This window comes from Thalassospira sp., assembly GCF_048059015.1.
In the GTDB taxonomy this organism is placed as follows: Bacteria; Pseudomonadota; Alphaproteobacteria; order Rhodospirillales; family Thalassospiraceae; genus Thalassospira.
The window spans coordinates 23,100-49,632 of sequence record NZ_JBLLNT010000013.1 but is presented as its reverse complement, the minus strand read 5'-3'; the positions used below and the strand labels follow the sequence as shown (position 1 = coordinate 49,632).

At 52.6% G+C, this 26,533-nt stretch carries 33 protein-coding genes and 1 tRNA gene; 6 read left to right on the top strand and 28 right to left on the bottom strand.

The genetic code is table 11. The features are described from left to right. Positions 1-53: 53 nt before the first annotated feature. Both ACMZ66_RS16945 and cutA read right to left on the bottom strand, forming a co-directional pair. On the bottom strand, positions 54-617 hold the full coding sequence (locus tag ACMZ66_RS16945; protein WP_416938917.1) for a septation protein A: 564 nt from the start codon (positions 615-617) through the stop codon (positions 54-56). A gap of 63 nt (positions 618-680) precedes the next feature. After that, complete coding sequence (gene cutA / locus ACMZ66_RS16940) at positions 681-1,037, bottom strand: divalent-cation tolerance protein CutA (protein ID WP_416938915.1); 357 nt, start codon at positions 1,035-1,037, stop codon at positions 681-683. A 12-nt stretch (positions 1,038-1,049) separates the two neighbouring features. Here cutA and ACMZ66_RS16935 point away from each other — a divergent pair, with 12 nt between their 5' ends. Together ACMZ66_RS16935 and ACMZ66_RS16930 are read left to right on the top strand one after the other, a co-directional pair. Beyond that, positions 1,050-1,379 carry a hypothetical protein gene (locus tag ACMZ66_RS16935; RefSeq protein ID WP_416938914.1) on the top strand — a complete coding sequence of 110 codons (330 nt, stop codon included), beginning with the start codon at positions 1,050-1,052 and terminating at the stop codon, positions 1,377-1,379. Positions 1,380-1,617: 238 nt separating this feature from the next. Then, the gene (locus ACMZ66_RS16930; protein ID WP_416938912.1) at positions 1,618-2,064 is read left to right on the top strand and encodes a histidine phosphatase family protein; all 447 of its coding nucleotides are present in this window, start codon (positions 1,618-1,620) and stop codon (positions 2,062-2,064) included. 47 nt (positions 2,065-2,111) lie between these two features. Here ACMZ66_RS16930 and ACMZ66_RS16925 read toward each other — a convergent pair. From ACMZ66_RS16925 to plsX, 5 genes are all read right to left on the bottom strand, one after another. Continuing rightward, positions 2,112-2,188 (bottom strand) — tRNA-Pro (locus tag ACMZ66_RS16925). Between the two features lie 68 nt (positions 2,189-2,256). Beyond that, positions 2,257-2,739, bottom strand: a complete 483-nt coding sequence (locus tag ACMZ66_RS16920) for a MerR family transcriptional regulator (RefSeq protein WP_416938910.1) — start codon at positions 2,737-2,739, stop codon at positions 2,257-2,259. Between the two features lie 13 nt (positions 2,740-2,752). Continuing rightward, complete coding sequence (locus tag ACMZ66_RS16915; protein WP_416938909.1) at positions 2,753-3,043, bottom strand: integration host factor subunit alpha; 291 nt, start codon at positions 3,041-3,043, stop codon at positions 2,753-2,755. Positions 3,044-3,202: 159 nt separating this feature from the next. After that, positions 3,203-4,174, bottom strand: a complete 972-nt coding sequence (locus ACMZ66_RS16910; RefSeq protein WP_416938907.1) for a beta-ketoacyl-ACP synthase III — start codon at positions 4,172-4,174, stop codon at positions 3,203-3,205. Between the two features lie 41 nt (positions 4,175-4,215). Then, entirely contained in the window at positions 4,216-5,292 is a 1,077-nt protein-coding gene (gene plsX, locus ACMZ66_RS16905; protein WP_416938905.1) for a phosphate acyltransferase PlsX, read from the bottom strand. 11 nt (positions 5,293-5,303) lie between these two features. On the opposite strand from plsX, the gene ACMZ66_RS16900 reads away from it, so the two are divergent. After that, the gene (locus tag ACMZ66_RS16900) at positions 5,304-5,546 is read left to right on the top strand and encodes a hypothetical protein (protein ID WP_416938903.1); all 243 of its coding nucleotides are present in this window, start codon (positions 5,304-5,306) and stop codon (positions 5,544-5,546) included. 3 nt (positions 5,547-5,549) lie between these two features. Here the strand turns inward: ACMZ66_RS16900 and ACMZ66_RS16895 are convergent, their stop codons facing one another. Both ACMZ66_RS16895 and ACMZ66_RS16890 read right to left on the bottom strand, forming a co-directional pair. Next, entirely contained in the window at positions 5,550-6,128 is a 579-nt protein-coding gene (locus ACMZ66_RS16895; RefSeq protein WP_416938901.1) for a DUF177 domain-containing protein, read from the bottom strand. A 13-nt stretch (positions 6,129-6,141) separates the two neighbouring features. Then, positions 6,142-6,693, bottom strand: a complete 552-nt coding sequence (locus ACMZ66_RS16890) for a ubiquinol-cytochrome C chaperone family protein (protein WP_416938899.1) — start codon at positions 6,691-6,693, stop codon at positions 6,142-6,144. A 165-nt stretch (positions 6,694-6,858) separates the two neighbouring features. On the opposite strand from ACMZ66_RS16890, the gene ACMZ66_RS16885 reads away from it, so the two are divergent. Then, positions 6,859-7,308 carry an outer membrane protein assembly factor BamE gene (locus ACMZ66_RS16885; RefSeq protein ID WP_416938897.1) on the top strand — a complete coding sequence of 150 codons (450 nt, stop codon included), beginning with the start codon at positions 6,859-6,861 and terminating at the stop codon, positions 7,306-7,308. 36 nt (positions 7,309-7,344) lie between these two features. On the opposite strand, the gene thiL is transcribed toward ACMZ66_RS16885, so the two are convergent. The 9 genes from thiL to rpiB form a co-directional block, all read right to left on the bottom strand. Next, positions 7,345-8,319, bottom strand: coding sequence for a thiamine-phosphate kinase (gene thiL / locus ACMZ66_RS16880; protein WP_416938895.1), 975 nt, complete (start codon positions 8,317-8,319; stop codon positions 7,345-7,347). A gap of 1 nt (position 8,320) precedes the next feature. Further along, positions 8,321-8,818 carry a transcription antitermination factor NusB gene (gene nusB / locus ACMZ66_RS16875; protein ID WP_416938893.1) on the bottom strand — a complete coding sequence of 166 codons (498 nt, stop codon included), beginning with the start codon at positions 8,816-8,818 and terminating at the stop codon, positions 8,321-8,323. Next, complete coding sequence (gene ribH / locus ACMZ66_RS16870) at positions 8,818-9,282, bottom strand: 6,7-dimethyl-8-ribityllumazine synthase (protein ID WP_416938892.1); 465 nt, start codon at positions 9,280-9,282, stop codon at positions 8,818-8,820. The genes nusB and ribH overlap by 1 nt, the downstream gene beginning before the upstream one ends. Before the next feature lie 4 nt (positions 9,283-9,286). Then, positions 9,287-10,441 (bottom strand): 3,4-dihydroxy-2-butanone-4-phosphate synthase, encoded by a 1,155-nt coding sequence (gene ribB / locus ACMZ66_RS16865; RefSeq protein WP_416938890.1) that lies wholly within the window; start codon positions 10,439-10,441, stop codon positions 9,287-9,289. 6 nt (positions 10,442-10,447) lie between these two features. Then, complete coding sequence (locus ACMZ66_RS16860) at positions 10,448-11,035, bottom strand: riboflavin synthase (protein ID WP_416938889.1); 588 nt, start codon at positions 11,033-11,035, stop codon at positions 10,448-10,450. A 5-nt stretch (positions 11,036-11,040) separates the two neighbouring features. Next, positions 11,041-12,162, bottom strand: a complete 1,122-nt coding sequence (gene ribD, locus ACMZ66_RS16855) for a bifunctional diaminohydroxyphosphoribosylaminopyrimidine deaminase/5-amino-6-(5-phosphoribosylamino)uracil reductase RibD (RefSeq protein ID WP_416938887.1) — start codon at positions 12,160-12,162, stop codon at positions 11,041-11,043. After that, positions 12,162-12,635: a transcriptional regulator NrdR gene (nrdR, locus tag ACMZ66_RS16850; protein WP_008891109.1), complete on the bottom strand. Its 474-nt coding sequence runs from the start codon at positions 12,633-12,635 to the stop codon at positions 12,162-12,164. Before nrdR ends, ribD begins: the two co-directional genes overlap by 1 nt. Before the next feature lie 23 nt (positions 12,636-12,658). Next, a complete protein-coding gene (glyA, locus tag ACMZ66_RS16845; protein ID WP_416938885.1) occupies positions 12,659-13,933 on the bottom strand; it encodes a serine hydroxymethyltransferase in 1,275 nt (424 codons plus the stop codon). An 87-nt stretch (positions 13,934-14,020) separates the two neighbouring features. Then, positions 14,021-14,464 (bottom strand): ribose 5-phosphate isomerase B, encoded by a 444-nt coding sequence (gene rpiB, locus ACMZ66_RS16840; RefSeq protein WP_416938883.1) that lies wholly within the window; start codon positions 14,462-14,464, stop codon positions 14,021-14,023. Positions 14,465-14,928: 464 nt separating this feature from the next. Between rpiB and ACMZ66_RS16835 the strand changes: the two genes are divergently transcribed. Further along, positions 14,929-15,348 carry a MucR family transcriptional regulator gene (locus ACMZ66_RS16835; protein WP_416938881.1) on the top strand — a complete coding sequence of 140 codons (420 nt, stop codon included), beginning with the start codon at positions 14,929-14,931 and terminating at the stop codon, positions 15,346-15,348. 85 nt (positions 15,349-15,433) lie between these two features. Here ACMZ66_RS16835 and ACMZ66_RS16830 read toward each other — a convergent pair whose 3' ends face one another. The 10 genes from ACMZ66_RS16830 to ACMZ66_RS16785 form a co-directional block, all read right to left on the bottom strand. Next, the gene (locus ACMZ66_RS16830; protein ID WP_416938879.1) at positions 15,434-16,540 is read right to left on the bottom strand and encodes a branched-chain amino acid ABC transporter substrate-binding protein; all 1,107 of its coding nucleotides are present in this window, start codon (positions 16,538-16,540) and stop codon (positions 15,434-15,436) included. A gap of 206 nt (positions 16,541-16,746) precedes the next feature. After that, entirely contained in the window at positions 16,747-17,103 is a 357-nt protein-coding gene (locus ACMZ66_RS16825) for a DUF6867 family protein (protein ID WP_416938877.1), read from the bottom strand. Positions 17,104-17,114: 11 nt separating this feature from the next. Beyond that, a complete protein-coding gene (locus ACMZ66_RS16820; protein ID WP_416939184.1) occupies positions 17,115-17,825 on the bottom strand; it encodes an ABC transporter ATP-binding protein in 711 nt (236 codons plus the stop codon). A gap of 20 nt (positions 17,826-17,845) precedes the next feature. After that, positions 17,846-18,700, bottom strand: coding sequence for an ABC transporter ATP-binding protein (locus ACMZ66_RS16815; protein ID WP_416938876.1), 855 nt, complete (start codon positions 18,698-18,700; stop codon positions 17,846-17,848). Beyond that, positions 18,697-20,217: a high-affinity branched-chain amino acid ABC transporter permease LivM gene (gene livM / locus ACMZ66_RS16810; RefSeq protein ID WP_416938874.1), complete on the bottom strand. Its 1,521-nt coding sequence runs from the start codon at positions 20,215-20,217 to the stop codon at positions 18,697-18,699. The genes ACMZ66_RS16815 and livM overlap by 4 nt, the downstream gene beginning before the upstream one ends. After that, the gene (locus ACMZ66_RS16805) at positions 20,217-21,140 is read right to left on the bottom strand and encodes an ABC transporter permease subunit (protein WP_416938872.1); all 924 of its coding nucleotides are present in this window, start codon (positions 21,138-21,140) and stop codon (positions 20,217-20,219) included. The genes livM and ACMZ66_RS16805 overlap by 1 nt, the downstream gene beginning before the upstream one ends. Before the next feature lie 353 nt (positions 21,141-21,493). Then, positions 21,494-21,685 (bottom strand): DUF6898 family protein, encoded by a 192-nt coding sequence (locus tag ACMZ66_RS16800; protein WP_416938870.1) that lies wholly within the window; start codon positions 21,683-21,685, stop codon positions 21,494-21,496. A 128-nt stretch (positions 21,686-21,813) separates the two neighbouring features. Then, on the bottom strand, positions 21,814-22,704 hold the full coding sequence (gene mmsB, locus ACMZ66_RS16795; protein ID WP_416938869.1) for a 3-hydroxyisobutyrate dehydrogenase: 891 nt from the start codon (positions 22,702-22,704) through the stop codon (positions 21,814-21,816). A 78-nt stretch (positions 22,705-22,782) separates the two neighbouring features. Continuing rightward, complete coding sequence (locus tag ACMZ66_RS16790; RefSeq protein WP_416938867.1) at positions 22,783-23,871, bottom strand: enoyl-CoA hydratase/isomerase family protein; 1,089 nt, start codon at positions 23,869-23,871, stop codon at positions 22,783-22,785. A 3-nt stretch (positions 23,872-23,874) separates the two neighbouring features. Beyond that, a complete protein-coding gene (locus ACMZ66_RS16785; RefSeq protein WP_416938866.1) occupies positions 23,875-25,014 on the bottom strand; it encodes an acyl-CoA dehydrogenase family protein in 1,140 nt (379 codons plus the stop codon). A 228-nt stretch (positions 25,015-25,242) separates the two neighbouring features. On the opposite strand from ACMZ66_RS16785, the gene ACMZ66_RS16780 reads away from it, so the two are divergent. Next, positions 25,243-26,529: an O-acetylhomoserine aminocarboxypropyltransferase/cysteine synthase family protein gene (locus tag ACMZ66_RS16780; RefSeq protein ID WP_416938865.1), complete on the top strand. Its 1,287-nt coding sequence runs from the start codon at positions 25,243-25,245 to the stop codon at positions 26,527-26,529. Positions 26,530-26,533: the final 4 nt, after the last annotated feature.

The window sequence follows — 26,533 nt, the reverse complement described above, 5'->3', positions numbered from 1 at the left end:
ACAAAGGGCAGGAAATCATCCTGCCCTTTTTTTTGTTGTGATCTGATCGTCGATCAGGAGGCAGCTGAGCCACCCTCTTCTTCTGGTAACTGATGTTTCATCAATACCGGCACTTGTGCCATACCAAATACCATCGTGATTGGCATAATCCCCCAGACCTTGAAGGCTACCCAGGTATCGGTCGAGAAATTGCGCCACATGATCTCATTGACGATGGCCAAGAAGACAAAGAAGAATGCCCAACGCCACGTCAGGATACGCCAGCCTTCATCAGTTGCCTTGAACGCACTTTCCAAAACCAGTTTGAGAAACAGCTTTCCTGCCGCAAGACCACCAAACAGGATGCCGGCAAACAGCATGTTCACAATGGTTGGTTTGATTTTGATGAACAGTTCGTCATCGAGATAAAGTGTCAATCCGCCAAACACGATCACGAACGCACCACCAATCAGGGGCATAACCGGAATGGTTCGCGCGATGGCATAAGATGTTGCCAACGCAACAATGGTCGCCACGACAAACACAGCCGTTGCCGTCATCAGATTGGTCGTCGCATTAACCGCAAAAAACAGGATCAATGGCCCCATCTCAAGAGCCATTTTAGTCAGCTGGTTCATTAAAACACATCACCCAAAGGATTAAATTTGCGTCATCCTATGGGCCAGCGCCGCAAGATGCAATCAGATCAGCCGTGATCGTGATCCCAGTTGTTGTTGCAGCCATGACACATAGTCATGATTTCCACGCCCCAATGGCAGCTCCAGAATACAAGGCACCTCATAGGGATGATGTTCTTCAACCCACTGCGCAAGGGTTGGTGCCGACGCACGGGATGTTTTGAGGATCACGACAACTTCGGTTTCTTCCTCAACATCCCCGTCCCATTCATAGATCGCCGTCATTTGCGGCAATACATTGGCACAGGCGGCAAGCTTTTCACGGATGGCGCCACCAGCAATGACACGGGCAATTTCCATATCGGGAACAGTGACATACAAAAATGACATTTCACTTGCCTGAAACTGATCTGGCGTCATAGCGATTGCTCCATGGTTGATAATCCGTCACACTGGATGCCATCAGATGTTTATGAGACCAATCATATCATAACGGTGCGGGGAGTACCGATGGCGGGGAAAAAACATTCGAAGCCAACTGACGTTCAACTTGAATGGCTGCGCCGTGGTTTAAGCCAGCCTGGCGGTAAGTTGCCGCTTTTTGACGGCAATGGCAAACAAATCAGCGAAAAAACCGTGCGTAGTTGCATCGATCACGGCTGGGCCGCCCCTTGGTTTGACAACCCGGTCAAACCCGACTGGCTGATTTGCAAGCTCACGGATGAAGGCCGCCGGGTCGCAACATCGATCTCTGAGAAGTAAATCGCAGTATAGCAATTACTCCAAAACATGACGCTGAAACGACCAATCTGATCCGATCAGATAGATGGCGGGTATCAGGAATAGGTGCCTTTCTTCAAAACCCGGTCATGTCATGTTTGCTCAAAAGTCCATTACTACTCTGGCGGCGATCGTCTTGCTCGCCTTATCACCGCTATCCGCATCGGCTTCTGATAACGACCCATGGCAGTTATGGAAACAGCCGGGAGTGCACGCATTGATGCGCCACGCGATTGCACCCGGCACCGGTGATCCGGCCAACTTCCGCCTGGGTGATTGCACCACCCAACGCAATCTTGATGAAACAGGACGTGATCAGGCGCGCCGGACCGGTGATCGTATTCGCGATATGGGTGTCGAGATCGATCTGGTCCTGACCAGCCAATGGTGCCGGTGCGTTGATACAGCGACCCTGCTTGGTCTTGGTAATGTCGAAGAGGAACCGGCGCTGAACTCTTTCTTTGGTGATCGAAGCACCGAGCCCGAACAAACCGGCCAGACCATCGAACGGCTTGCCAACCTGCCCGATAACACCAATGCGATGCTGGTAACCCATCAAGTCAACATCACGGCTCTGACCGGGATTTATCCGCGATCCGGCGAGATCATTTTGATCAAACTTGATGAAAACGGGGATGTGGAAACACTTGGTCGCCTGATGCCGTAATGCCGGTCAGGTTGGACATCGTCATTTGATTTTGAAGGGGAAGATATTGGTCGGAGCGAGAGGATTCGAACCTCCGACCCCCTGCACCCCATGCAGGTGCGCTACCAGGCTGCGCCACGCTCCGACCGTATAGATGCGCCGGTTGGCGCGGCTCGATAAATAGCGGCGCCACGCCAAAGACGCAAATGATTTTTACGGATTTTTTTTGATGTCCTGCAGGCTCGACCTAAGGATGCCTTGCAGTTCTTCCAATTCACCCAAAACGCTGCGAAGCGCTGATTTATCAACGTCTGCACCGATCTGGGTAACACCAGAACTGGTGATTGAAACGGGTTCTGATACGCCCTGCTCTGCTTCTTGCGCAGTCACAGAGATTTCAGAGGGCAGCTTGCCCTTATTCTGATCAAGAAGCTTCTGCACCCCTTTGATCGTGAAACCCTGATCGTGCAGCAATGTGCGAATATTGCCGAGAAATTCGATGTCTTCCGGGCGGTAATAACGACGGCCGCCCGCACGTTTCATCGGCTGGATCTGTGGAAACTTGGATTCCCAGAACCGCAATACGTGCTGCTGAAGACCGAGTTCTTTAGCAGCCTCGCTAATTGTTCGAAAAGCAGAGTCAGACTTTGCTGTCCGGCGGGAAGTCCCCGCCACAGCCCCCAAGTTCGTTTTCATGAGTTCTTTTATCTTAAGCGTTAATGCGGGCTTTCAGAACCTGTGACGGTCGGAACACAAGCACCTTACGCGGAAGAATTGGTACTTCTTCACCCGTTTTCGGGTTACGTCCGATACGCTGCCCTTTCTGACGTACAGAGAAGCTCCCGAATGAGGAGATCTTCACGACTTCGTCTTTGATCAGGGCAGACGAAATTTCATCAAGCACAGTTTCGAGTAGCTGGGCGAACTCATTCCGCGACAGACCTACTTCCTGGTAAACGGCTTCAGCGAGATCCGCACGGGTAATCGTTGTTTCCGACATAACAGGCCGCCTCCTTATTTCGGGACTTTATACACAAGGCTATATCTGGTGGCGAAATCAGTCAATATCAACAGGATACACTGCTTTAAGGCGGAATGTTGTGATTTTTACGGAATTGCTGTGTTTTTCTGCGCGGCAGAGCTCAGGCAATCCGCCGCCTTACCAACGAACGAGCGATGCGCCCCAGGTAAATCCGCCGCCCATGGCTTCCAAAATCACGATATCACCGCGCTGAACGCGACCATCGTGAACGGCCTCCGCCAAGGCCAGCGGGATTGACGCTGCCGAAGTATTGGCATGGCGATCCACGGTCACAACGACCTTGTCAGGCGAAATGCCGAACTTCTTCGCCGTGCTATCGAGAATGCGACGGTTGGCCTGATGCGGCACCAGCCAATCAATATCACCTGCTTCAAGACCGGTATCAGCAAGAACTTCGCGAATCACGCTTGCAAGGTTGGTCACAGCATGGCGGAAGACTTCCTGGCCTTCCATGCGCAGATGGCCAACGGTCTGGGTCGCAGACGGACCACCATCAACATAAAGAAGCTCATACTTGCTGCCATCAGAATGCAGACGGCTTGCAAGAATGCCCTGATCTTCAACAGTACCCTTGCCTTCGACAGCCTGAAGGACAACCGCCCCTGCACCATCGCCAAACAGAACACAGGTACGACGGTCTTCCCAATCCAGAATGCGCGAGAATGTCTCAGCACCGATCACAAGTGCGGTCTTCGCCTGCCCGTTGCGGATATACATATCGGCGGTCGTCAGACCATAAACAAATCCCGAACAAACTGCCTGAACGTCAAAGGCAAAGCCCTTAACACCCAAACGGTTCTGGACCTTGGTCGCTGTTGCCGGGAATGTGTTGTCTGGCGTTGCGGTCGCAACAATGATCAGGTCGATATCTTCTGACGTGACACCGGCATGTTCCATCGCCTTTTTGGCTGCTTCGAAGGCAAGATCACTTGTGGTCTGACCTTCGGCGGCAATGTGGCGCTGACGGATGCCGGTACGCGCTACGATCCACTCATCTGACGTATCCACGCGCTTTGCCAGATCATCATTGGTTACAACATTTGCAGGAAGATATGAGCCGCAACCAATAATGCGAGAACGAACTGTCATGATTTGGGGACCGCCAGTTTTCTATTGTTTTAATGAGTTTATCAGTCGGCTTGACCAACAGGCACAGCAACTTCCGGCTCGCCATCCTCAAGGCCGCTCATGGCCTGTTCGAATGCAGCAAGCTCGTTCTTGATGCTGTCATTAAGCTTGTTCACGACCAGGTCATGGCAAACGCCGATCGCATTGGAGAAACCAAGTGCATCCGTACCGCCGTGGCTTTTAACCGCAATACCATTGAGGCCAAGCAACATTGCACCATTATAGCGCCGCGGATCCATACGATCGCGGAAGCGCTGCAAGGAACGGCGCGCAAGCAGATAGCCCACTTTGGCAAAGAATGAACTTTTGAACGTTTCACGCAGGAAATGAACAAGAAGACGCGCAGTCCCCTCAGCCGTTTTAAGGGAGACGTTACCGGTAAAACCGTCTGTCACGATGACGTCAACGGTCCCCTTGGCAAGGTCATCACCTTCGACAAAGCCCTCAAAACGGATCGGAAGATCGATATCGCGCAGAATTGCCGCGGCTTTCTTGACCGATTTATTGCCCTTGAGTTCTTCGATGCCGACATTGAGCAGACCGACAGAAGGCTTTTCAAGGCCAAACAGAATGCGCGCAAAAACTTCGCCCATCAGCGCGAACTGAACAAGGTTGTTCTCATCGCATTCGATGTTCGCACCAAGGTCAAGCATCACGGTTTCGCCGCGCTGGGTCGGCATATAGGTCGCGATGGCCGGCCGGTCGATGCCGCGAACGGTTTTGAGCACAAATTTGGCCATTGCCATCAGAGCGCCGGTATTACCGGCGGAAACAACACCTTGCGCATCGCCTTCTTTAACGGCGTTAATCGCAAGGCGCATGCTGGAATCACGACGCTGACGCAGGGCGACGGAAGGCTTGTCTTCCATCGAAACTTCCTGGGATGCGTGGCGAACCTCGCTAACAGCTTCCAATGCAGGATACTTGGCCAGCATCGGCTTAAGCCGTGCTTCATCGCCAAACATCAGAAACTTGAGATGGGGCAATCGTTTCAGTGCGATTTCAGCACCCGCTACGACCATCTCTGGCGCGTGGTCTCCTCCCATCGCGTCAAGTGATATGCAAACCTGTTCAGGCAACGTATTCTCTTATGGTTGTTCTAAAATTTTCTGAACCGGATAACCGGCAGGCAAGCCCTAAGGCTTTAGACCGTCGTCTGTTTGCCGGAACGCCCGTAATTACCGGAATTCTCGACCAGATACAAGGTAAAGCCGAGCCTGCTTGGCCAAGCCGTCCCCCGACAAACATCGACATCATGATGTCCAAAAGTGAAATGCCGGTAAATACCGGCATGTTCAAAGTCCCTAATCGTCAGGCATTCGCGCCCAAATAGCGATTATTTTTTCTTTTCAAGCTGCTCTTTAAGACCGGCAAGCTGCGCAAACGGGTTCGGACGTTCTTCCTGCGCTTCTTCCTCGGATTTGACGGAGTCCGGCATTTCTGCGTCGTCATTGCGCGGATACGGGTTCATCGCGACTGCCAGGAACTGGGCCACAACTTCACCAACATCAATCATGCCATCGACAAGCGGTTCCGGCTGGTCAAGCAACGCCATCAGTTCTTCTTCAGACAGGTCTTCAAGATCATCCGGGTTGGACGGAAGATCGTCTTCGGATACATGCGGCGAGAACAGAACTTCGATCGCGTCCTCAACGGTTTCCGGAACCGGTTCAAGGGTTGCGACACAGCTCTGAACGATATCGGCATGCATCGTGCCACGCAGGGTCACTTCGCCATTTGATGCCGTCTTGATCGTCAGCTCAGCGGTCAGGTTATCGATGGAAACCAGTTCGAAACGCTTGGCAAGAGCTGCGCGTTCTTTGTCGTTGGCTTCGATGACGAGTTTTTCCTTGGGATTGACCTGCTCGTCCGTTTTGACGATGCGGGAAAACTCGGGCGTAAATTTCTTAGACATTCATTCGTTCTTTCTAGTGCGTGGCGTCAACGGCAACTTTTGGTGCATCGGGAAAATGCACAGCACCGTTCTGCATTTGCAAAATAGTCTGTTTTTCCAGCGCGGCCAGTGCATCATGCACATACCCGACCATCGCCATCAGTTGTTCATCGCTGACATCGCAGTCAGCATAAAGGTTACGGTCCAATGCGGCGGCAAGCTCGGCTGCGCCAGACTGAACCCCTTCTTCATAGGCAACAATGCGCCCGTGATAGGATTTTGACATTTTCCGGATGCGTTTCAGGATACCGACGTCGCCGATCCCCATTTCACGCATATTCTGATCAAGATCGGCAAACATCACATCAAAGATATGTTGCGCAAGATCTTTGTCGCCATCATCAGCCTTAAGCCGCCGGAAAAGCACAAAGGCATGAACCAGAATAAGATCAAAGCGGCCCTCCATCGTGTCGGGAACGCCCAGCTTTGCGTAGAAGTCAGGTCGGCGCGCCTGGGTTACCATTGCGGTGTAAAGCTCGAACGCAGCGGTTTGCTTGCGGTCTTTTTTCTTCAGCCATCCAAACAACAGTAACACTCCTTCGTTGACATTCCTGTCATGGCACGCAGAATGCCGTAAATCTTTTTGGGGCATTCCTGCCCCAGTCATTGCCCGGCAATATCATGCGCCTAGCGCAGAAACTCAAGGCAATTCCGGTTTGGCTTCAACAAGAGGGTCGCTCAGGTGAGCTTCATGCATAACAAAATTACCCGCATTCCCCTGATCATGCTGGCAGGACTGGCTGTTGCCTATGTCTCGGCCTGCAGCCCAAGAATTGCCACACGCGGCAATGCGCCGGAACCGGAAATGCTTGAAAAGATCTCTGTGGGAGAATTGACCAAGGGTGATGTCACCGATATTTTGGGCTCCCCGTCGACCGTTGCAGCGTTCGATGAAAATGTCTGGCTGTATATTTCGCGTGTGACCGAAACGGTCGCATTCTTTGAACCGGAAACTGTGCAGCAGAAAGTTGTCCTGATCAGCTTTGATGCCGCGAACCGCGTCGAGATCTTGAGCGAATACGATCTGGAAGATGGCAAACCGGTCATCCCGACTGATCGCGTCACGCCAACAGCCGGTCGTGAAATGACGATCTTGCAGCAGCTGTTTGGCAACCTTGGCCGCTTCAGCGAAGGCAAGTAAGCCAGTCGATCACACGCTGATCAACCGATCAGTGAATTACTTGAAATGGTCGAACCCGTCTGGCGCGAGTTCGGCCATTTTGCCATTCGGGGTTTGAAGAATCACCTGCCCGGCTTGATCGGTAACTGAACCAATCACAGCAACTGTATCGCCCAACGAACTGATATCCCTAGAACTTCCCGTGATCAGTAATTCGTAGTCATCACCACCACCAAGGATCTGGGCCCAACAATCCGGATGTTCTTCCAGCACCGCCTTGGCAGCATCAGATAGCGGAATAGCGTCTTGATGAATGATCATTCCGACATTCGATGCAGAGCAAATCTTGCGACTGTCCCCAGCCAATCCATCCGATAGATCCATGGCAGCAAAGCGTCCACCAGCAGCCATACAGGACTGGCTTTCAGCCATGCGCGGCTGCGGAACCCAATAACGATCCCGCAAGAACTGAGCAGACTTCTCATCCAGATCAGGCAGTTTTCCCATTAGAACTGATAGCCCCAATGCCGCATCCCCCAAGGTACCGGTTACAGCCAGAACATCACCCGGACGCGCAGCATCGCGACGAAGCGCCCTGCCCGCCGGAACGTATCCGAACGCCGTCAGGCTGAAAAATGTCGGGCCCGGTGTTCCAACCGTATCGCCCCCCAAAAGCGGCACGTCAAAATGTGCACAATCTTCGCCAAAGCTTTTGGCAAAGCGGGCAATCCATTCTTCGGGAAGATCACGGTTATAGCCGGTGGTAAGAACCACGCCACCCGCCTTTGCCCCCATCGCGGCAAGATCAGACAGGTTCACGCGCAAAACTTTCTGCGCGATCAGTTCTGGTTCATCGATAGATCGGAAATGGACATCTGCCACCAGTGCGTCTGTTGTAACGACAACTTCGCATCCGGATGGCGGAGAAAAAACAGCCGCATCGTCCTTAAGCGACAATGCGGCTGGGTCACGCCCGGCGATGGGCGCAAAATAGCGCGCGATCAGATCAAATTCGCCAGATCGCGCTGCCATATCATTTCTGTCCGGCTTCACCAGGACGCAGGGTTTTACCAATGCGATCAAGAACCGCATTGACCAGCTTCGGTTCGTTCTCGTCAAAGAACGAATGGGCAGCATCAACATATTCAGTGATAACAACGCGCATCGGGACGTCTTCACGTGCCATCAGCTCGTAAGTACCAGCACGCATGATGCTGCGCAGAACGGTTTCCAGACGTTTGGTGGTCCAGCCTTTTTCAAGCGCACCATCGACCAGCGCGTCGATATCAACCATACGTGCGGCAACGCCCTGAACGAGATCGGCAAAGAAACCACGATCCGGATCAATCAGGTCATCATTGGTCAGGTCGAGATCACGACCGCCTTCGCCATCAAGTCGGAAATCGGAATATTCGCGCACGATATCGCTGGCGGACAGCTGGGAAAGCTCCGCCTGATAGAGCGCCTGAATAGCGGCAAAACGCGCTGCGCTGCGCCGCTGTGCGGCAGATGCCTTTGGTTTATCGGTCATTACTTGTGATGGATTCCAAAATGGTTTTGAACTTCGATCTGACGCAGAACAGCGTCGGCAGCTTCGCCACCCTTGTTCTTTTCGTCCGCCTTCGCCCGTGCCAGCGCCTGTGCCTCGTTCTCAACGGTAAGGATACCGTTGCCAATCGCAAGATTGTAATCAAGGCAAAGCTGCATCAGTGCACGGTTGGCTTCTTCGCAGATGTGATCATAGTGTGTCGTCTCACCGCGGATAACGCAACCAAGTGCGAGATATCCGTCATAGCGCGGGCCAGTTGCCAGTTCTTCCATCGACTGGACGGCGTAGCGAATAGCAATCGGCACTTCGAAGGCACCAGACACCGAAATACGGTCCCACGTTGCACCACCGGCCTCTAGAGTTGCAGAAGCCCCTTTGACAAGGTCTTCTACGATATGCGTGTAGTATGGCGCATCCACAATGAGAATGTGGGGGGCATTGGTCATGGTTTTATTCCTCCGAGACGACAAGCGGACGCTGATCAACCAGATTTAGGCCGAAGCCGTCAAGTCCTACAATGTGTCGTTTTGTATTTGAAAGCAGAATCATGTCGCGAATGCCCAGATCGTGCAAGATTTGTGCGCCGACACCATAGTCACGTAAATCCGCCTCGCCCGTGGCCTGCGCTATTTCCTGACGCAGGGCTTCACCGTCACCACCATTTAGCTCAATCAGCTTGGCAATCGATGATGAAAGCGTATTGGGACGCGGTTCACGAATTAGAACAACCACACCACGGCCTTCTTCGCCGATCTGGCGCATCGCGGCAGCCAATTGCCCATGATGTTCGGTCTGGGTGTCACCAAGGACGTCTTCAATTACATTGAGCGCATGTACGCGCGTCAGAACAGGCGCATCGTCGCTGATGTCGCCTTTTACCAGCGCGATATGTTCAGCATAGGTGACGTTGTTAACGTAAAGATGCATGTCAAACTCGCCACCATTCACGCTTTGGATCTTAGTGGTGGCTTTGCGCTGCACGACTTTTTCGTGTTTGCGGCGATAGCGGATCAGATCAGCAATCTGTGCGATTTTAAGATCATGCTTCTTGGCGAACTCAACCAATTCCGGCAGACGTGCCATTTCGCCATTTTCGCTCATGATCTCGCAAATAACGCCTGACGGGTTCAAACCGGCAAGGCGCGCGATATCAACCGATGCTTCCGTGTGGCCTGCACGGACCAAAACACCGCCCGGACGGGCTCGCAGCGGGAATACATGGCCTGGCGTTACGATATCATGGCGTCCGGCGTTTGGATCAATCGCCACGGCAATGGTACGTGCACGGTCAGGTGCTGAAATGCCGGTGGTCACACCAGTTTTGGCCTCGATTGAAACGGTAAACGCTGTTTCGTGACGGGTACCGTTATGAGCGCTCATCATCGTCAGGCCGAGCTCATCACAGCGCTGCGATTCAAGGGTCAGACAAATCAGACCGCGACCATGTGTTGCCATGAAATTGATAGCATCGGGTGTTGCCATCTGCCCTGGAATGACAAGATCACCTTCGTTTTCGCGATCCTCGTCATCGACCAGAATAAACATCCGGCCATTGCGGGCTTCTTCAATGACGTCTTCAATCGGGGAAAGATAGGTGTTTGGCATCTTTGATCAATCCTTGCCCAGCATGCGCGCAACATAGCGTGCAAGCATGTCGATTTCGAAATTGATCCGGTCACCCGGCTGTTTCGAACCCAACGTGGTGTGTATCTGCGTATGAGGTATCAGATTGATACCGAAAGTGTTTTCGTCAACCTCATTGACTGTCAAAGACACACCTTCAAGCGTCACGGAGCCCTTTGAAGCGATATATTTCGCAAAGGATTCCGGCACTTCAAATGTCAGACGCAAAGAATCGCCTTCCGGGATACGTTTGGTCAGGATGGCAACGCCATCGACATGACCCGAAACAATATGACCACCAAGCTCATCACCGACACGGGTTGCCTGCTCAAGGTTCACCTTGGAACCAACGGCAAGATCGCCGAGTGTGGTGCGCGAAAGGCTCTCTGCCGACGCCTCAATCGCAAACCAGTCATTGCCGGTTTCAACCACGGTCATGCAGGCACCATTACATGCGATCGACGCACCCAGAACGATCTTGGAGGTTTCAAAAGCCGTCGTAAATTCGAAACGGGTATCCCCGGTTTTTTCGATGGCGCGAACCGTTGCGATATCAGTAATGATGCCAGTAAACATATAAACTAATCCGTTTTATTAAAGTAAGTTACCGCAATATCCTGCCCCACTGTGTGAACAGAGGTTCGTTCAAAACACGGCATATCCGCAAGCCGTTTCAGTCCAAGTTCGGCAATCATCGCCTTGCCATCACCACCGATCATCGATGGGGCAACATAGTGAATGATCCGATCCACCAGACCGTCCTTGACCAATGCTGCTCCAAGGGTACCACCTGTCTCAACAAGGATGCGGGTCAGGCCTTCTTCGGCAAGCTTTTGCATGACGTCATGTAGGTCAAAATGATCAGCTGCGCATCTGGCAGAGATCACTTTTACAGAAGTTTTTTCAAATTTTTCCGATAGTTCCGCGAAATGCGGACCACTGGTCACAATCCAAGTCGGGACATCCCCGGCAGATCCCACAAGCTTGGCCGATGTCGGAACGGACCCGGTCCGGTCCAAAACAACACGGACCGGTGACTGATGTTCGCGCCCCGGCAGGCGGCAAGTCAGTGTAGGATCATCTGCAATGACTGTTGCTGCCCCAACAAGGATCGCATCATGATTTGCACGCAAGCGATGGCCATCTTCGCGCGCAGAAGGCCCCGTGATCCATTGGCTTTCACCGATGGATGTCGCGGACCGCGCATCAATGGTGGAGGCGAGTTTTAGGGTAACCAGCGGCCGATTGCGCTCGACCTTGGACAGGAATCCCTGATTGATCTGGCGTGCTTCGTCAGCAAATAGACCAACATCAACAGTAATACCGGCATCGCGGAGCATATCATGCCCCCTGCCCGATACACGTGGATCCGGGTCGGTCAAAGCACTGACAACTCGTTTGACCCCAGCTTCAATCAGGCCGGCCGCACAGGGTGGTGACTTACCAAAATGGCTGCATGGTTCAAGGGTGACATAGGCAGTGGCACCAAGCGCCAGATCATCCGCCATATCAAGGGCAACACGTTCGGCATGTGGTCGACCGCCAGGCTTTGTATGCCCGCGCCCGACAATGGCACCATCAGAAGAAACAAGGACACAACCAACGGCCGGGTTTGGCCAGACATTTCCCAAACCGCGTTTTGACAGGCTTAGTGCGACCCGCATGAAATGCCGGTCGTCTTCCGTAAACGCGGGGGCTGTCATTACTCTGCGTCCGCCTCTTCTTCCCCATCATGCATTTTTTCGACGAATTGTTCGAAATCGCGTGCTTCGCGGAAATTCTTATAGACCGAAGCGTAGCGCACATAGGCCACCTGATCGAGGGCATTGAGCGCCTCCATCACCATTTCACCAATGGTGTCGGTGGAAATGTCGCTTTCGCCGCTGCTTTCGAGACGGCGCTGAATACCATTTAATGCCTTCTCGACACGTTCATCTTCAATCGGTCTTTTGCGGCAGGCAAGAAAGATCGACCGCGCCAATTTGTCGCGGTCGAACAACTCGCGTTGCCCGTCCGTTTTGACCACCATCAACTCACGCAACTGAACACGTTCAAATGTCGTGAAGCGTGACCCACAGGCAGGACAGAACCGGCGCCGACGAATGGCATGATGCTCTTCGGTCGGACGGGAATCCTTAACCTGGGTATCGGTATGTCCGCAAAACGGGCAACGCATTATCTTTACTCAGCTCTTGGCGATCAGGAATAGATCGGGAAGCGTTTGCAGAGGTCTTCGACCTTTGCACGGACGGCTGCCTCAACTTCGGCATTGCCTTCCGGGCTATCGACCATGGCGTCAAGAACGTCACCGATCAGCTCACCGATCTGCTGGAATTCAGCAACACCAAAACCACGCGTGGTGCCCGCAGGCGTACCAAGGCGTACACCAGAGGTGATGGTCGGCTTTTCGGTATCAAACGGAATACCGTTTTTGTTACACGTGATACCTGCACGTTCCAGAGCGACCTCGGCAGTGTTGCCTTTCAGGCCCTTCGGACGCAGGTCAACCAGCATCAGGTGGGTGTCGGTGCCGCCAGTGACGATGTCAAAGCCGCGCTTGACCAGAACTTCAGCCAGTGCCTTTGCGTTATCGACAACCTGCTGTGCATATTCTTTGAATTCCGGACGAAGTGCTTCGCCGAATGCGACTGCCTTGGCGGCAATAACATGCATGAGCGGACCGCCCTGAAGACCCGGGAAGACAGCAGAGTTGATCTTTTTGCCGATATCAAGGTTGTTCGACAGGATCATGCCGCCACGCGGACCACGAAGGGTTTTGTGCGTAGTGGTGGTGACAACATCTGCGTACGGAAGCGGGCTCGGATGAACGCCGCCGGCAACCAGGCCAGCAAAGTGCGCCATATCAACCATCAGAAGCGCGCCAACTTTGTCTGCAATTTCACGGAAACGCTTGAAATCGATCTGACGCGGGATGGCCGAACCACCAGCAATGATCAGGGCCGGTTTGTGTTCAACAGCAAGCGCTTCAACCTGATCGTAATCAAGGGTCAGGTCATCTTCACGAACGCCATACTGGATCGCATTGAACCATTTACCCGAAAGTGCCGGACGCGCACCGTGGGTCAGGTGACCACCAGCGTCAAGCGACATACCAAGAATGGTGTCGCCCGGCTTGCAAAGTGCGAGCATTACCGCACCGTTTGCCTGTGCGCCAGAGTGCGGCTGTACGTTGACATATTCACACCCAAAGATTTCTTTGGCGCGATCAATTGCCAGTTGTTCGGCAACGTCAACAAATTCACAGCCACCATAGTAACGGCGCGAAGGATAACCCTCGGCATATTTGTTGGTCAGAACAGTACCCTGTGCGTCGATGACGGCTTTGGAAACGATGTTTTCCGAAGCGATCATTTCGATCTGGTTCTGCTGACGGTCCAGTTCATCGGTAACAGATTTGAACAGTGCCGGATCGGCGTCGGACAAGCTGGTGGTGAAAAAACCTTTGAACGACATGCTGGGGCCTCTTTCGATGCAATGTGACGGGCCGGTCATTGCCATGCAATGCAACCCGTTCCGGTTAATGCCAGATGGCGGTAAAAATCAGACTGAGCAGGACATTTTCGCAACGCGACCTTCGTGACGACCGCCTTCGAATTCGGTCGCCAGAAACGCATCAACGCAATCAAGTGCAGTCGCATCGCCCAGCAGGCGTGCGCCAAGGCACAGAACATTTGCATTGTTATGCTGACGGCACAGCTGTGCGGAAAGACGGTCATGGACGAGTGCTGCGCGAATTTGCGGGTAACGGTTTGCCGCGATGCTCATGCCGATACCAGAACCACAAACCAGAATGCCGGCTTCTGCATTACCATCAATGATCGACTTCGCTACAGCTTGAGCAAAATCCGGATAGTCAACGGACGCAGTGCCGTTGGTTCCAAGATCGTGAACTTCGATGCCGCGTTCTTTAAGGACATTGATAATGGCGGATTTCAGCTCGACACCACCATGATCGGCAGCAATGGCAAGGGACTTGACGGTCATAAGCGCGCCTTTATTCGAAAGTAGAACACCAAAATTGAGCGCCTTGTAGCATATAGCAGTGCCCCTGCCAACGCGCAGCTATGCCATTTTGGCAAGTTTTACGCAGACATTTCCCAATCAAAACATCCCCACACCACTTCATGTCCAAACCGGTCAAGCCTCAGGTACACGCTTTGGTTTTACCACTAATACTCAAGCAACATAAAATAGCAACAAGAACGACTTACCGTATAGTACAATGATACCGTATCAGCAGTAGTATCGCGCATAACGCTTAACTGTCTTTGCTAATGCGCCTATTGGTTATGCTAATTTATTTCTGAAAATCCGTTAGCCAGTCAGAAGTATACTTCTACCAAGACAACTTCTGATGAATTGGCTTGTGTTTTTCTGTTGTTTGACTATATCGAATGAATAGTGCATTAAGTTTAATGTAAATTTTCAAATGAAGGGTTACTTCAATTATGGCTGAAAACGAGAACAGTGTGCTTGATCGCGACGAACTCTTGCAGATGACCGTTGATATTGTTTCCGCATATGTCAGCAACAATGCTCTTGCTGCCGCTCAGATCCCTGAACTGATTTCCACTGTATTTTCTTCGCTTGATGAAATTCATGAAGTTGAGAAAGAACCGGAACAGGAGCCGCTCAAACCGGCTGTACCGGTACGCAAATCCATTGGCGATGATTACATCATCTGCCTTGAAGACGGTAAGAAGCTGAAAATGCTGAAACGTCACCTGCGCACCACCTACAACCTGACCCCGGAAGAATATCGTGCGAAATGGGGCCTGCCGGCGGATTACCCGATGGTTGCGCCGAACTACGCAAAACAGCGTTCGCAGTTCGCCAAGAAAATCGGTCTTGGCCGTAAGGCAAAGTAACCTTGTCCCTGCCCGTCGCAGGATAAAGACAGACACAAAAAAAAGCCCGGCACAAGGCCGGGCTTTTCCAAATCAGATGATTTGATTAGTTCGCGTAGTCGTAGGAACCGTTTTCCCACTCGTAGAATACGTAACCCGGAGCAGCAACGTCACCTTTGGCGTCGAACGAGATCGAGCCAAGAACGGTGTCGAAGGAAGCGCCGCTGTGCAGAGCTTCGATAACAGCTTCGGAGTCAGTGGTGCCAGCTTTGGCAACTGCCTGTGCCCAGGCCTGGATCGCACCATAGGTGTAAAGGGTGTAACCTTCCGGCTTGTAACCCTGACCTTCGAAGTATTTTACGAGTTCAGCGTTGCGCGGGTCTTTTTCAAGAGCCGGGCCAGCGGTGAAGAGCGTGCCCTTACCAGCGTCGCCAGTGATCGACCAATATTCGAGCGAGTTCAGTGCGTCACCCGAAATTGCAAGGGTGTCCATGCCCTGCGCGCGCATCTGACGAACGATCAGACCGAGTTCGGTGTGATAGCCGCCATAATACAGAACGTCGATGCCTTCTGATTTCAGCTTGGTCACCAGAGCCGAGTAATCTTTCTCAGCCGGGGTGATTGCTTCGTACATTGCTTCGGTAACGCCAGCAGCATTCAGGTTTTTCTTGGTCTCGTCAGCAAGACCTTTGGAATATGCCTGTTTGTCATGAACGATAGCGATTTTCTTGTCGCCATAGTTTTCTGCCAGGTATTTACCAGCAACTTCACCCTGCTGATCGTCACGGCCGCAAACACGGAACACGTTGTCCATGTCACGCTCGGTGAGCTGCGGGTTGGTCGAAGCCGGGGAAATCTGAACGATGCCTTCTTCGAAGTACACTTCTGAAGCCGGGATCGAGGAACCCGAGCAGAAGTGACCAGCAACCAGGGCTACGTTTTTGCTAACCAGCTGGTTTGCAACAGCAACAGCCTGTTTCGGGTCGCAAGCGTCATCGCCAACTTCGAGAACGACTTTTTCGCCATTCACGCCGCCAGCAGCGTTGAGGTCAGCAACTGCTTTCTCTGCGCCCTTGGTCATCTGTTCGCCGAACGCAGCGTAAGGACCGGTCATCGGACCTACGGTCGCGATCACGATGTCAGCCTTGGCAGCACCCATTGAAAGAACAAGCGCGGAAGCAGTGGCAAGAAGGCCGAGCTTGGTTTTCGACATTAGAGAAGTCTCCCTGTTCCAAAGGTTGGTCCCATCACCATGACGGAACCATCTTTTCGGCTCCAAAACCGGCTCATGTTATTTGCCGATTACCGGTTTCAGCTCCCTTGTACTTTAACACCCCGGAATTGGTGTGCAATAGTACAAACCAGTGCGTTGCCAATTATTTAGCAACGCTGTGGTGACGCAGTGCGTCACCACAAAAATCAACGAATATCAGCCCCTTCGCGGGCACGATAGCCAAACGGCCCTACCCGCTCATACAGCCACGGATACTGCGTCAGCATCTTGTTCACCTGGGTCAGGCGGAAAGCGCCCAACGTGATCACAAACAGGATCACAGTGTCAAAGATGTAACCCGACAGCGAAAGAAGTTCGCCTTCGAACAATGCATAGACCAAGAAACGATCTACACAGCCGAGCAGCAGCGCATATGGCAGAAGCTGATAGGACGGCCGCCAGGTGTTGGCGATGGCCTGACCGGTCATAAATGAACAGAAGCCCATCAGAATGATTGTCATCCCGATGGTAACTCCGATGCTGGTACCAGTAATGGTTTCCATATCAGACCTCCTTAGTGGCCGCCTTCGAGGTAAGCTGCGCGCACTTCCGGGTTTGCCAGAAGTTCCGCACCCGTACCCGAGAGCGTAATATTGCCATTGACCATCACATAACCGCGATGCGCGAGCTTGAGCGCATGGAATGCGTTTTGCTCAACAAGGAATACAGTCACCTTGTTCTCACGGTTAATTTTCGCAACAGTCTCGAAAATCTGCTTCACCACAAGCGGCGCCAGACCAAGTGACGGTTCATCAAGCAGAAGAAGACGCGGACGTCCCATCAGGGCGCGACCAATCGCCAACATCTGCTGTTCACCACCAGACATGGTGCCTGCACGCTGGTTGATGCGTTCCTTCAGACGCGGGAACAGATCAAACACCATTTCAAGATCCGAGTTGAAATGCTTCGGGTCCTGGGTGATTGCCCCCATCTGAAGGTTTTCATAAACCGACATGCGCGGGAAAATACGACGACCTTCCGGCGACTGCTGAATGCCAAGGTTGCAGATCTCATGCATCGGCATGCGACTGATATCCTGACCTTCAAACAGAATGCGGCCCTTGCTGGCCTGCGGCGAACCACAGCAGGTCATAAGCAGCGTTGTCTTACCGGCACCATTGGCACCAATAAGGGTTACGATTTCACCTTCATTGACTTCCATATCAATGCCCTTGAGGGCTTCGATATTGCCATAGAAGGTATGAACACCTTCGATCTTAAGCATGGACATATCGACGAACTCCCTCAGTGCGCATTCGGATCAACATTAAGGTCGGCTGCGACTTCCGGCGGCAACTCGTCATCCTCTTCTTCGCCAAGATAGGCGCGGATAACAGCCGGATCATTCTTCACAGCTTCTGGATCGCCATCAGCAATCTTGCGGCCGTAATCAAGAACAATCACATGGTCGGAAATCTGCATGACGACACTCATGTCATGTTCAATCAGAAGGCACCCCACGCCCTGATCGTCACGGATGCTCTGAAGCAGAATGTTGAGCTCGGCCGACTCACGCGGGTTAAGGCCCGCAGCCGGTTCATCCAGACACAGAAGCGACGGATTGGTACACATTGCACGTGCAATTTCCAGACGACGCTGGGAACCATAAGGCAGGTTACCGGCATTCCAGTCAGCCTGATCATACAGACCAACCTTGTTGAGCCAGAACTTCGCCTTTTCGATCGCTTCCTTCTCCGCCTTGGCGTAACGGCCAAGGTTGAACAGGCCCGCAATTGAGAAGGCAGATGCCTCCATCAATGCGTTGTGCTGGGCAACGATCAGGTTTTCCAGAACGGTCATGCCGGTAAACAGGCGGATGTTCTGGAAAGTACGTGCAACACCGTTATTGCGTGGAATACGGAACCCTTCGGTCCGTTCCAGCAAACGCGGGCCATCTTCGGCGTGAAGGGTCAGACGCCCTTCGGTCGGCACATAAAACCCGGTCAGGCAGTTAAACACAGTGGTTTTACCTGCGCCGTTCGGGCCGATGATTGCCGTGATTTCACGCTTGTTGGCAATGAAAGACAAATCATCGATCGCGACCAGACCACCGAAACGCATGGTCAGGTGTTCGACTTCAAGCAGTTTGTTGTCGGTCATTTCAGCTCTCCGGCAACTTTTTCTTTCTGGCTCATATTGAGCAGAATGGTCGGGTCACGGAAGGACAACAGACCGCGCGGACGCCACAGCATAATGGCAACGATACCTGCCCCGAAGATCAGCATGCGATACTCGGCCAGTTCACGGAACATTTCCGGGAAGCCGATCATCACGATTGCTGCCAACACGACACCGATCTGACTGCCCATGCCCCCCAGAACCACGATCGCAAGAATCACAGCTGATTCAAGGAAGGTGAAGCTTTCCGGGCTAATGAAGCCCTGACGGGTTGCGAAGAACGCACCGGCAAAACCACCAAACATCGCACCAATTGCAAAAGCAGAAAGCTTGGTGTTGGTCGGGTTGATGCCAAGCGAACGGCAAGCAATCTCGTCTTCACGCAACGCTTCCCATGCACGACCGATCGGCAGTTTGCGCAGGCGCATGGTGACAAAGTTGGTCACAAGAGCCAGCACTAGGATCAGGTAATACAGGAAGATCAGACGGTGCATGGACGAGTAATCCATACCGAACAGCTCGTTAAAGCCAATCGATCCTTCCGGCACACGGCGCGAGAAGTCCGCAAGGCCAAAGAAGCTTGGACGCTCGATCGAGGAAATACCATCCGGACCACCGGTCAGATCATACCAGTTGATCAGAACAACACGGATGATCTCACCAAAGCCCAAAGTCACGATGGCAAGATAGTCACCACGCAAACGTAGAACCGGGAAGCCAAGGATGATGCCAAAGCTTGCAGCAAACAGACCCGCCAGCGGCAGGCAGAGCCAGAAGCTCAGATCGAAGTTCTGCGACAGCAATGCATAGGAATACGCACCAACCGCGTAGAATGCCACATAGCCAAGATCAAGCAGGCCAGCCAGACCAACCACGATGTTCAGACCCCAACCCAGCATGATGTAAATCATAACAAGGGTTGCAAGGTCGATCGCGGAACGGTTTTCGCCAAACAGGAACGGGAAGATAATGAAGAAGATAATCCCGACCAGACCGATTTTCTTGGTGTTCGAGCGATATACAAGCTGAATTTTCGCAGACAGCTTCTGGCTTTCATCGACCTCAGCAACGCCCTTTTCTTTCATCGTGAAATAGGCAGTTGCAAAAACAATGGCGATGAACGCGATGGCTACAATCGTTGAAACGACACTGCTAAAGGCCATATCGAGGATAACCGGAGAAACCCAGCGATCATCAAGTTCGCGGAAACGCACGAACATTTCAAACACGGCAGTAGCAGAGACCGTGATCAGAACAGCCTGGACCAGTCGTGACATACCTTCACGGCGGAAGATCAATGCCAGTCGACCAATAACAGTCGATCCGATAGCAATCAGGACAAGGTCCCAGCGTACGGCGAGTTCAAGACCCGTCGGACGGTCAACCGTCTCGACGCCAAGGATCATGACCGACATCAGCAGTGCGACAACTGCAAAGAACGCGAGTTCTTTTACAATTTCCGAGCCGCTGGTATGAGATGAAGCAAATGCAGAAGACATTAGACTTTCTCCACCTCCGGCTTGCCGAGCAGACCCCATGGACGGAAGATCAGCACGAGAACGAGAATACCGAACGTCGCAACGTCCTTATATTCAATCGTGAGATAACCTGACCAGAATGCTTCGATCAGACCAATCAGCAGACCACCCAGCATCGCGCCCGGAAGCGAACCGATACCGCCAAGAACTGCTGCGGTGAATGCCTTAACACCGGCCAGGAAGCCGATATAGAAGTCAATCACACCATAATACAACGTCACCATCATTCCAGCGACCGATGCAAGGGCAGCGCCCATGACAAAGGTGGTCGAGATGGTGCGGTCAACGTTCACGCCCAGAAGGCCCGCCATCGTGCGGTCCTGCTCGCAGGCGCGCTGTGCGCGACCAAGGGTTGTTTTGGCAATCAGGAGCGAGAAGACGACCATCAGTACGAATGTCAGAACGATAATCACGATCTGCATGTAGCTTAGCTGAACGTCAAAGTTCGCGCTTTCCATCAGGGTAATGCCGCCCTCAACAAGCGGCTGCATCGGTTTAACGCGCGCACCCTGCGAAATCTGTACGAAGTTCTGCAGGAAGATCGACATCCCGATGGCAGAAATCAGCGCTGCCAGGCGGAATGAGCCGCGCAGCGGCCGATATGCTACTCGTTCAACGCCCCAACCATAAACAGAGGTCAGAACCATCGAAACAAACAGCATCAAAAGAAGTGTAAGCGGTAGGATTCCGCTGATACCTGCAGCCTGACAGATCAGGAAGGTGATCAGGGAATGGAACGCACCGATCATATAGATCTCGCCGTGCGCAAAGTTGATCATGCCGATAATGCCGTACACCATCGTGTAACCGATAGCGATCAAACCATAAATGGCTCCCAGCGTCAGACCATTGATCAATTGTTGTAGGAAATAAGCCCAATCCATTGCACAACCTTAGATTTGGCACAGACAAACAAGGTCTTCGCCAGTCCGGCAGAAGGCATCAAGCCATACATACATGTATTGATTGGATGAGACAAAGTCTCCCCATTGCCCCCTTGCAAACCCGCAAAGCCTCCGTCTTCTTGTTAACGGGTAATCCCCGGTTTTAACTTTCGGCGCCGGCCATTCTGTTTGTGGCTCTTACGTTCGAAAGCGCGATTAGAGCGTGGACCTTAGACACATGTGTTCAAAGGCTGCAAGCGGCTTTGAAATTTTAGTGAAAACTACCAAATCAGGTTTCGAAATTGGAATAAAACACTGACCGGCAAAGCCACCCGCTCTTTATATTGTATACATTATCCCTTTTTCAGGACGTATTCAAGCTTTTGTGCAGCGACCCGTTTCAGTTGCTCCGGATTTCGACTCACAGGCCCGGCTACCGTGACTTCCACGCCTGTCCGCCCATCAATAGCTGTACACCGCAGATAGGTGCCCACCTGTCGAAGTTCAAAATAAATCTCGCGCGAAGTGTCATGTCGTGTGGTCATTGCAGCACTGCAGTTCCTTGAAGAATTCGTATCACCGCTATTGTGCGCTGATTTTCGAACAAGGCAATACCAAACAAAAACGGGCCCGGAAAACCGGACCCGCCCATTTGCGCCGTTTTCACGACATATTACTTCTCGCCGTCGAGCAACTTAACAATGGCTGAGAAATCCATACCACCGTTGCCGCTGTTTGAATAAAGCGCGTAAAGGCTTTCTGCCAGTGCGCCCATCGGCGTGGTTGCGCCAGATGCTGCGGATGCCTGCTGCGCAAGCTTGAGGTCTTTCAACATCATATCAACAGCAAAGCCCGGCTGATAATCGCGGTTAGCCGGCGAGGTCGGAACCGGGCCCGGAACCGGGCAGTAGCTTGTAAGCGACCAGCATTGACCAGATGCCTTGGATGAAATCTCAAACAGTTTCTGCGCATCAAGCCCAAGTCGTTTGGCCAGCATGAAGGCCTCGGAAACCGCAATCATGCTGACACCCAACACCATGTTATTACAGATCTTTGCCGCCTGCCCTGCACCACTATCGCCCGCATGGATGATGTTGCTGCCCATCGCATCAAGGATTGGCTCTGCACTTGCGAAATCTGCATCCGAACCGCCTACCATAAAGGTAAGCGTTCCAGCCGCAGCACCAGCAGTTCCGCCCGAGATCGGCGCATCCACCGCACCCAGACCAGCTGCCTTGGCCAGTTCAGATGCCTTGCGCGCAGCGTCAACTTCAATGGTAGAGCTATCAATCAGGACCGTCCCGGCCTTCGCATTGGCAATGATGCCTTCTGGCCCATCATAGACCGACAGTACATGTTTGCCCGCTGGCAGAACGGTCACCACGAATTCGACATTGCTGGCCGCATCAGCAACGGATGCTGCTTTGGAAGCGCCACCTTCGATAGCCTTTGCCACCGCGTCCGCCGACAGATCAAATACTTTCACTGCGTGGCCTGCCTTGACCAGGTTGGCCGCCATCGGTCCACCCATATTGCCCAAACCGATAAAACCGATATTCGCCATTTGAAGTCTCCTCTGGTATCCCGCGACGGGATTTCTGTTTTATTTTAATTCACTAGGGGCTTTTGCGAAGCTAACGCCTTAAAGACCCAATTCCTTGTCCGCAGGAAGTTCTGCAAAATATTCAGCAATCTCGCGCGGGTCGACCTGACCGATATCCCCATGCTGCCATTTCGGCGCATGGTCCTTGTCAACGATCACGGCACGCACACCTTCAAAGAGGTCAGGTTTCCGAACCATCCGCTGCGACATGCGGTATTCCATGTTCAGAACTTCGGCCAGGGCCATATCCCCGCCCTGACGGATTTGATCGAAACTAACGCACAGAGCTGTTGGTGATTTACTGATCAAAACGTCGCGCGTTTGCATCCCGAAATCGCTTTCTTCACGTTCAAGCGCCTCAAAGATCGCAACGACACTGCTTTCGGCAAAGGCACGATCGATTTCATCGCGATACGCGGCAAGCGGTGCTTGCCCGAATGCGGTAGTATATCGATCCAAGATTTCTTGCGTCTTGGCGGCGGCGTCACCTTCAAATGCCGCACCAGCCAGATCGGCCTTCAGCTTATCAAGTGAAGCACTATCCGCACCATGCGTCGCCAATCCGGCATATAGGCAATCAGCAGCTTTGATCCGCGCCCCGGTCAAACCAAGATACATGCCGATCTGTCCCGGACAACGCGGCAGGAAATAACCCCCACCAACGTCCGGGAAAAAGCCGATGCCAGTTTCTGGCATCGCGAACAATGTACGCTCAGTCACCACGCGGAATTTGCCATGGATGGAAACACCAACACCACCACCCATGGTAATGCCGTCTATCAACGCGACATAGGGTTTCGGGTAATTGGCGATGTAATTGTTCAGGTGATATTCGCGACGATAAAACGCATCGAGCATCTCTTCGTCATCGGCCTTACGCGCATCATATAGACCACGAATGTCGCCACCGGCACAAAAGGCCTTCTCGCCTGCACCTTCGATCACGACGACCTTGATGCTCGGATCCTGTTCCCAGGATCTCAGCTGGCCCATCATCATATCGACCATGACAAGGTCCAGCGCATTAAGGGCACGCGGACGATTAAGGACAATCCGCCCCATAGCACCATCTTGGGAAAACAGAACCGGTGCTTCGGATGGCTCTTCTACATTTGAAGTCGTCGTCATAACTTAGTCTTTCAGGGCTGCACGCGAGATGATCAGGCGCATGATTTCATTGGTGCCTTCAAGAATTTGATGCACACGCAGGTCACGGAGCAAGCGTTCAATCGGATATTCGCGAATATAGCCATATCCACCATGAAGCTGCAGCGCTTCGTTACAGACATTAAATCCGGTGTCGGTAGCAAAACGCTTGGCCATGGCACAGAACTGCGTCGCATCGGGTGCCTTGTGATCAAGCTTCCATGCGCCTTTATGAAGCATCAAGCGGGCTGCTTCGAGTTCGGTCACCATATCGGCAAACTTGAACTGCAGGGCCTGGAACTGATCAAGGGTTCTGCCGAACTGCTTGCGGACTTTCATGTGTTCACGAGCATGATCCATGGCTGCGCGTGCGCCACCGATTGAGCAGGCCGCAATATTAAGCCTGCCACCATCAAGGCCCTTCATGGCGAATTTAAAACCTTCGCCCTCTTCACCAAGACGGTTTTCAGCAGGGATCTTGCAGTTGCTAAAGATAACGGCTGAGGTTGGCTGACTGTTCCAACCCATCTTTTCCTCAAGCTTGCCAAATGACAGGCCTTCGGCATCCTTTGGCACGATGAATGTTGAAATGCCGCTTGGGCTGTCATCGCCGGTGCGCGCCATCACGACATAAATGTCGCTGCGCGATCCGCCAGAAATAAACGCCTTCTCACCGTTAAGAATATAATGATCGCCATCACGTTCAGCACGTGTGCGAAGTGATCCCGCATCTGACCCAGCCCCTGGCTCCGTCAGGCAATAGCTTGCGAAATGGTCCATCGTCACAAGTTTTGGCAAGAATTTGGCGCGCTGGTCATTATTGCCAAACGTATCAATCATCCAGCATGCCATATTGTGGATGGAGATATAGGCAGCGGTTGATGGACAGGCAGCAGCCAATTCTTCAAAGATCACCGCGGCATCCAAACGCCCCAAACCAGAACCGCCGAATTCTTCGCGGGTGTAGATCGCGGCAAAGCCAAGTTCGGCTGCTTTACGCAATGTGTCTTCGGGGAAGATATGGTTCGCGTCCCATTCACCGGCATATGGCGCCATTTCGTTTTGGGCAAAATCACGCGCTGCTTCGGCAAATGCCTGCTGATCGTCAGACAGGTTGAATTCCATTGGATCGCCGCCTCTGAAGTTTAATTATTTTCCCTTTACGTAAACGTGAAACGGCCTCTTTGTCAATTCATTCGGTATAACAGTACCGAATTATCACAATATCGATTTGGCACACCATTTACGTGCAACGGCCTTCGTGTTTTTCGCCAAATGTTTCTTGCTGTTTAGCTATACATCCGCTTAAGTTTTCAGCGTCAGGAATAACGATAAATCAGGGAAACATTCATCATGTCGTCCACCAAACCGGAAACCATTGTCCTACACGCAGGATATCGCGCCGACCCGACCACGGGCTCTGTTGCTGTTCCGCTCTATCAGACTACCAGCTACCAGTTCCGCGATACCCAGCATGCGGCAGACCTTTTTGCCCTTAAGGAACTTGGCAATATCTATACCCGCCTGATGAACCCGACCAATGATGTGCTTGAACAGCGCGTCGCAGCCCTTGATGGTGGCGTCGCAGCAGTGGCACTTGGCTCCGGGCAGGCTGCATCGACTTTTGCCGTTTTGAATATCGCGCAGGCTGGCGACAATATCGTCAGCTCGACCGATCTTTATGGCGGCACATGGAACCTGTTTGCCAATACCTTCAAGCAAATGGGCATCGAGGTACGCTTTGCCGATCCTTCTGATCCGGAAAGCTTCCGCCGCCTGAGCGATGATAAAACCCGCGCCTTCTATGCCGAAACCCTGCCGAACCCGAAACTGCAAGTCTTCCCGATACGTGAAGTCGCCAATATCGGTGACGAGTTGGGCATTCCATTGATTGTCGATAACACTGCGGCACCGGTGATTTGCAAACCGATCGAACATGGCGCGAGCATCGTCATGTATTCGACCACCAAGTTCATCGCCGGTCACGGCACATCGGTTGGCGGTATGGTTGTTGATTCCGGAAAGTTCGACTGGGAAAAGCATGCAAAACGCTTCCCGCTTCTGAACGAACCGGATCCAAGCTATCACGGTGCGGTATGGACACAGGCTGTCAAACCAATCGGTCCGGTCGCCTACGCCATCAAGCTGCGCTGCACGCTTCTGCGTGACATTGGCGCGGCAGCATCACCGTTTAATTCGTTCCAGACCATTCAGGGTATGGAAACCCTGCCCCTTCGTATGGAACGCCACTGCAGCAACGCTAACAAGGTGGCTGATTTCCTGGTATCCCACCCGAAAGTCACCAAGGTCATCCATCCAAGCCAGCAAGATGGCGAAAGCCGCCGTCGTGCGGATACGTACCTTAAAGGTGGTTATGGATCGCTGATGGGCTTTGAATTGGCCGGTGGCAAGGATGCGGGCGAGAAGTTCATCAACGCGCTTGAGCTGTTCTATCACGTTGCCAATATCGGTGATACGCGGTCCCTTGCGATCCATCCGGCAACCACGACTCACAGCCAGCTTTCTGAAGAAGATCGTCTGTCATCTGGTGTAACCGCTGGCTATGTCCGACTTTCAATCGGCATTGAACATATTGATGACATTTTGGCCGATCTGACGCAGGCGCTTGATAAGGCCTGATCCT

Coding starts and splice junctions, on each gene's coding strand:
- ACMZ66_RS16945 (WP_416938917.1), bottom strand. CDS start 617: ATGAACCAGCTGACTAAAATGGCTCTTGAGATGGGGCCATTGATCCTG.
- cutA (WP_416938915.1), bottom strand. CDS start 1,037: ATGACGCCAGATCAGTTTCAGGCAAGTGAAATGTCATTTTTGTATGTC.
- ACMZ66_RS16935 (WP_416938914.1), top strand. CDS start 1,050: ATGGTTGATAATCCGTCACACTGGATGCCATCAGATGTTTATGAGACC.
- ACMZ66_RS16930 (WP_416938912.1), top strand. CDS start 1,618: ATGCGCCACGCGATTGCACCCGGCACCGGTGATCCGGCCAACTTCCGC.
- ACMZ66_RS16920 (WP_416938910.1), bottom strand. CDS start 2,739: ATGAAAACGAACTTGGGGGCTGTGGCGGGGACTTCCCGCCGGACAGCA.
- ACMZ66_RS16915 (WP_416938909.1), bottom strand. CDS start 3,043: ATGTCGGAAACAACGATTACCCGTGCGGATCTCGCTGAAGCCGTTTAC.
- ACMZ66_RS16910 (WP_416938907.1), bottom strand. CDS start 4,174: ATGACAGTTCGTTCTCGCATTATTGGTTGCGGCTCATATCTTCCTGCA.
- ACMZ66_RS16900 (WP_416938903.1), top strand. CDS start 5,304: ATGGTTGTTCTAAAATTTTCTGAACCGGATAACCGGCAGGCAAGCCCT.
- ACMZ66_RS16895 (WP_416938901.1), bottom strand. CDS start 6,128: ATGTCTAAGAAATTTACGCCCGAGTTTTCCCGCATCGTCAAAACGGAC.
- ACMZ66_RS16885 (WP_416938897.1), top strand. CDS start 6,859: ATGCATAACAAAATTACCCGCATTCCCCTGATCATGCTGGCAGGACTG.
- thiL (WP_416938895.1), bottom strand. CDS start 8,319: ATGGCAGCGCGATCTGGCGAATTTGATCTGATCGCGCGCTATTTTGCG.
- nusB (WP_416938893.1), bottom strand. CDS start 8,818: ATGACCGATAAACCAAAGGCATCTGCCGCACAGCGGCGCAGCGCAGCG.
- ribH (WP_416938892.1), bottom strand. CDS start 9,282: ATGACCAATGCCCCCCACATTCTCATTGTGGATGCGCCATACTACACG.
- ribB (WP_416938890.1), bottom strand. CDS start 10,441: ATGCCAAACACCTATCTTTCCCCGATTGAAGACGTCATTGAAGAAGCC.
- ACMZ66_RS16860 (WP_416938889.1), bottom strand. CDS start 11,035: ATGTTTACTGGCATCATTACTGATATCGCAACGGTTCGCGCCATCGAA.
- ribD (WP_416938887.1), bottom strand. CDS start 12,162: ATGACAGCCCCCGCGTTTACGGAAGACGACCGGCATTTCATGCGGGTC.
- nrdR (WP_008891109.1), bottom strand. CDS start 12,635: ATGCGTTGCCCGTTTTGCGGACATACCGATACCCAGGTTAAGGATTCC.
- glyA (WP_416938885.1), bottom strand. CDS start 13,933: ATGTCGTTCAAAGGTTTTTTCACCACCAGCTTGTCCGACGCCGATCCG.
- rpiB (WP_416938883.1), bottom strand. CDS start 14,464: ATGACCGTCAAGTCCCTTGCCATTGCTGCCGATCATGGTGGTGTCGAG.
- ACMZ66_RS16835 (WP_416938881.1), top strand. CDS start 14,929: ATGGCTGAAAACGAGAACAGTGTGCTTGATCGCGACGAACTCTTGCAG.
- ACMZ66_RS16830 (WP_416938879.1), bottom strand. CDS start 16,540: ATGTCGAAAACCAAGCTCGGCCTTCTTGCCACTGCTTCCGCGCTTGTT.
- ACMZ66_RS16825 (WP_416938877.1), bottom strand. CDS start 17,103: ATGGAAACCATTACTGGTACCAGCATCGGAGTTACCATCGGGATGACA.
- ACMZ66_RS16820 (WP_416939184.1), bottom strand. CDS start 17,825: ATGCTTAAGATCGAAGGTGTTCATACCTTCTATGGCAATATCGAAGCC.
- ACMZ66_RS16815 (WP_416938876.1), bottom strand. CDS start 18,700: ATGACCGACAACAAACTGCTTGAAGTCGAACACCTGACCATGCGTTTC.
- livM (WP_416938874.1), bottom strand. CDS start 20,217: ATGTCTTCTGCATTTGCTTCATCTCATACCAGCGGCTCGGAAATTGTA.
- ACMZ66_RS16805 (WP_416938872.1), bottom strand. CDS start 21,140: ATGGATTGGGCTTATTTCCTACAACAATTGATCAATGGTCTGACGCTG.
- ACMZ66_RS16800 (WP_416938870.1), bottom strand. CDS start 21,685: ATGACCACACGACATGACACTTCGCGCGAGATTTATTTTGAACTTCGA.
- mmsB (WP_416938869.1), bottom strand. CDS start 22,704: ATGGCGAATATCGGTTTTATCGGTTTGGGCAATATGGGTGGACCGATG.
- ACMZ66_RS16790 (WP_416938867.1), bottom strand. CDS start 23,871: ATGACGACGACTTCAAATGTAGAAGAGCCATCCGAAGCACCGGTTCTG.
- ACMZ66_RS16785 (WP_416938866.1), bottom strand. CDS start 25,014: ATGGAATTCAACCTGTCTGACGATCAGCAGGCATTTGCCGAAGCAGCG.
- ACMZ66_RS16780 (WP_416938865.1), top strand. CDS start 25,243: ATGTCGTCCACCAAACCGGAAACCATTGTCCTACACGCAGGATATCGC.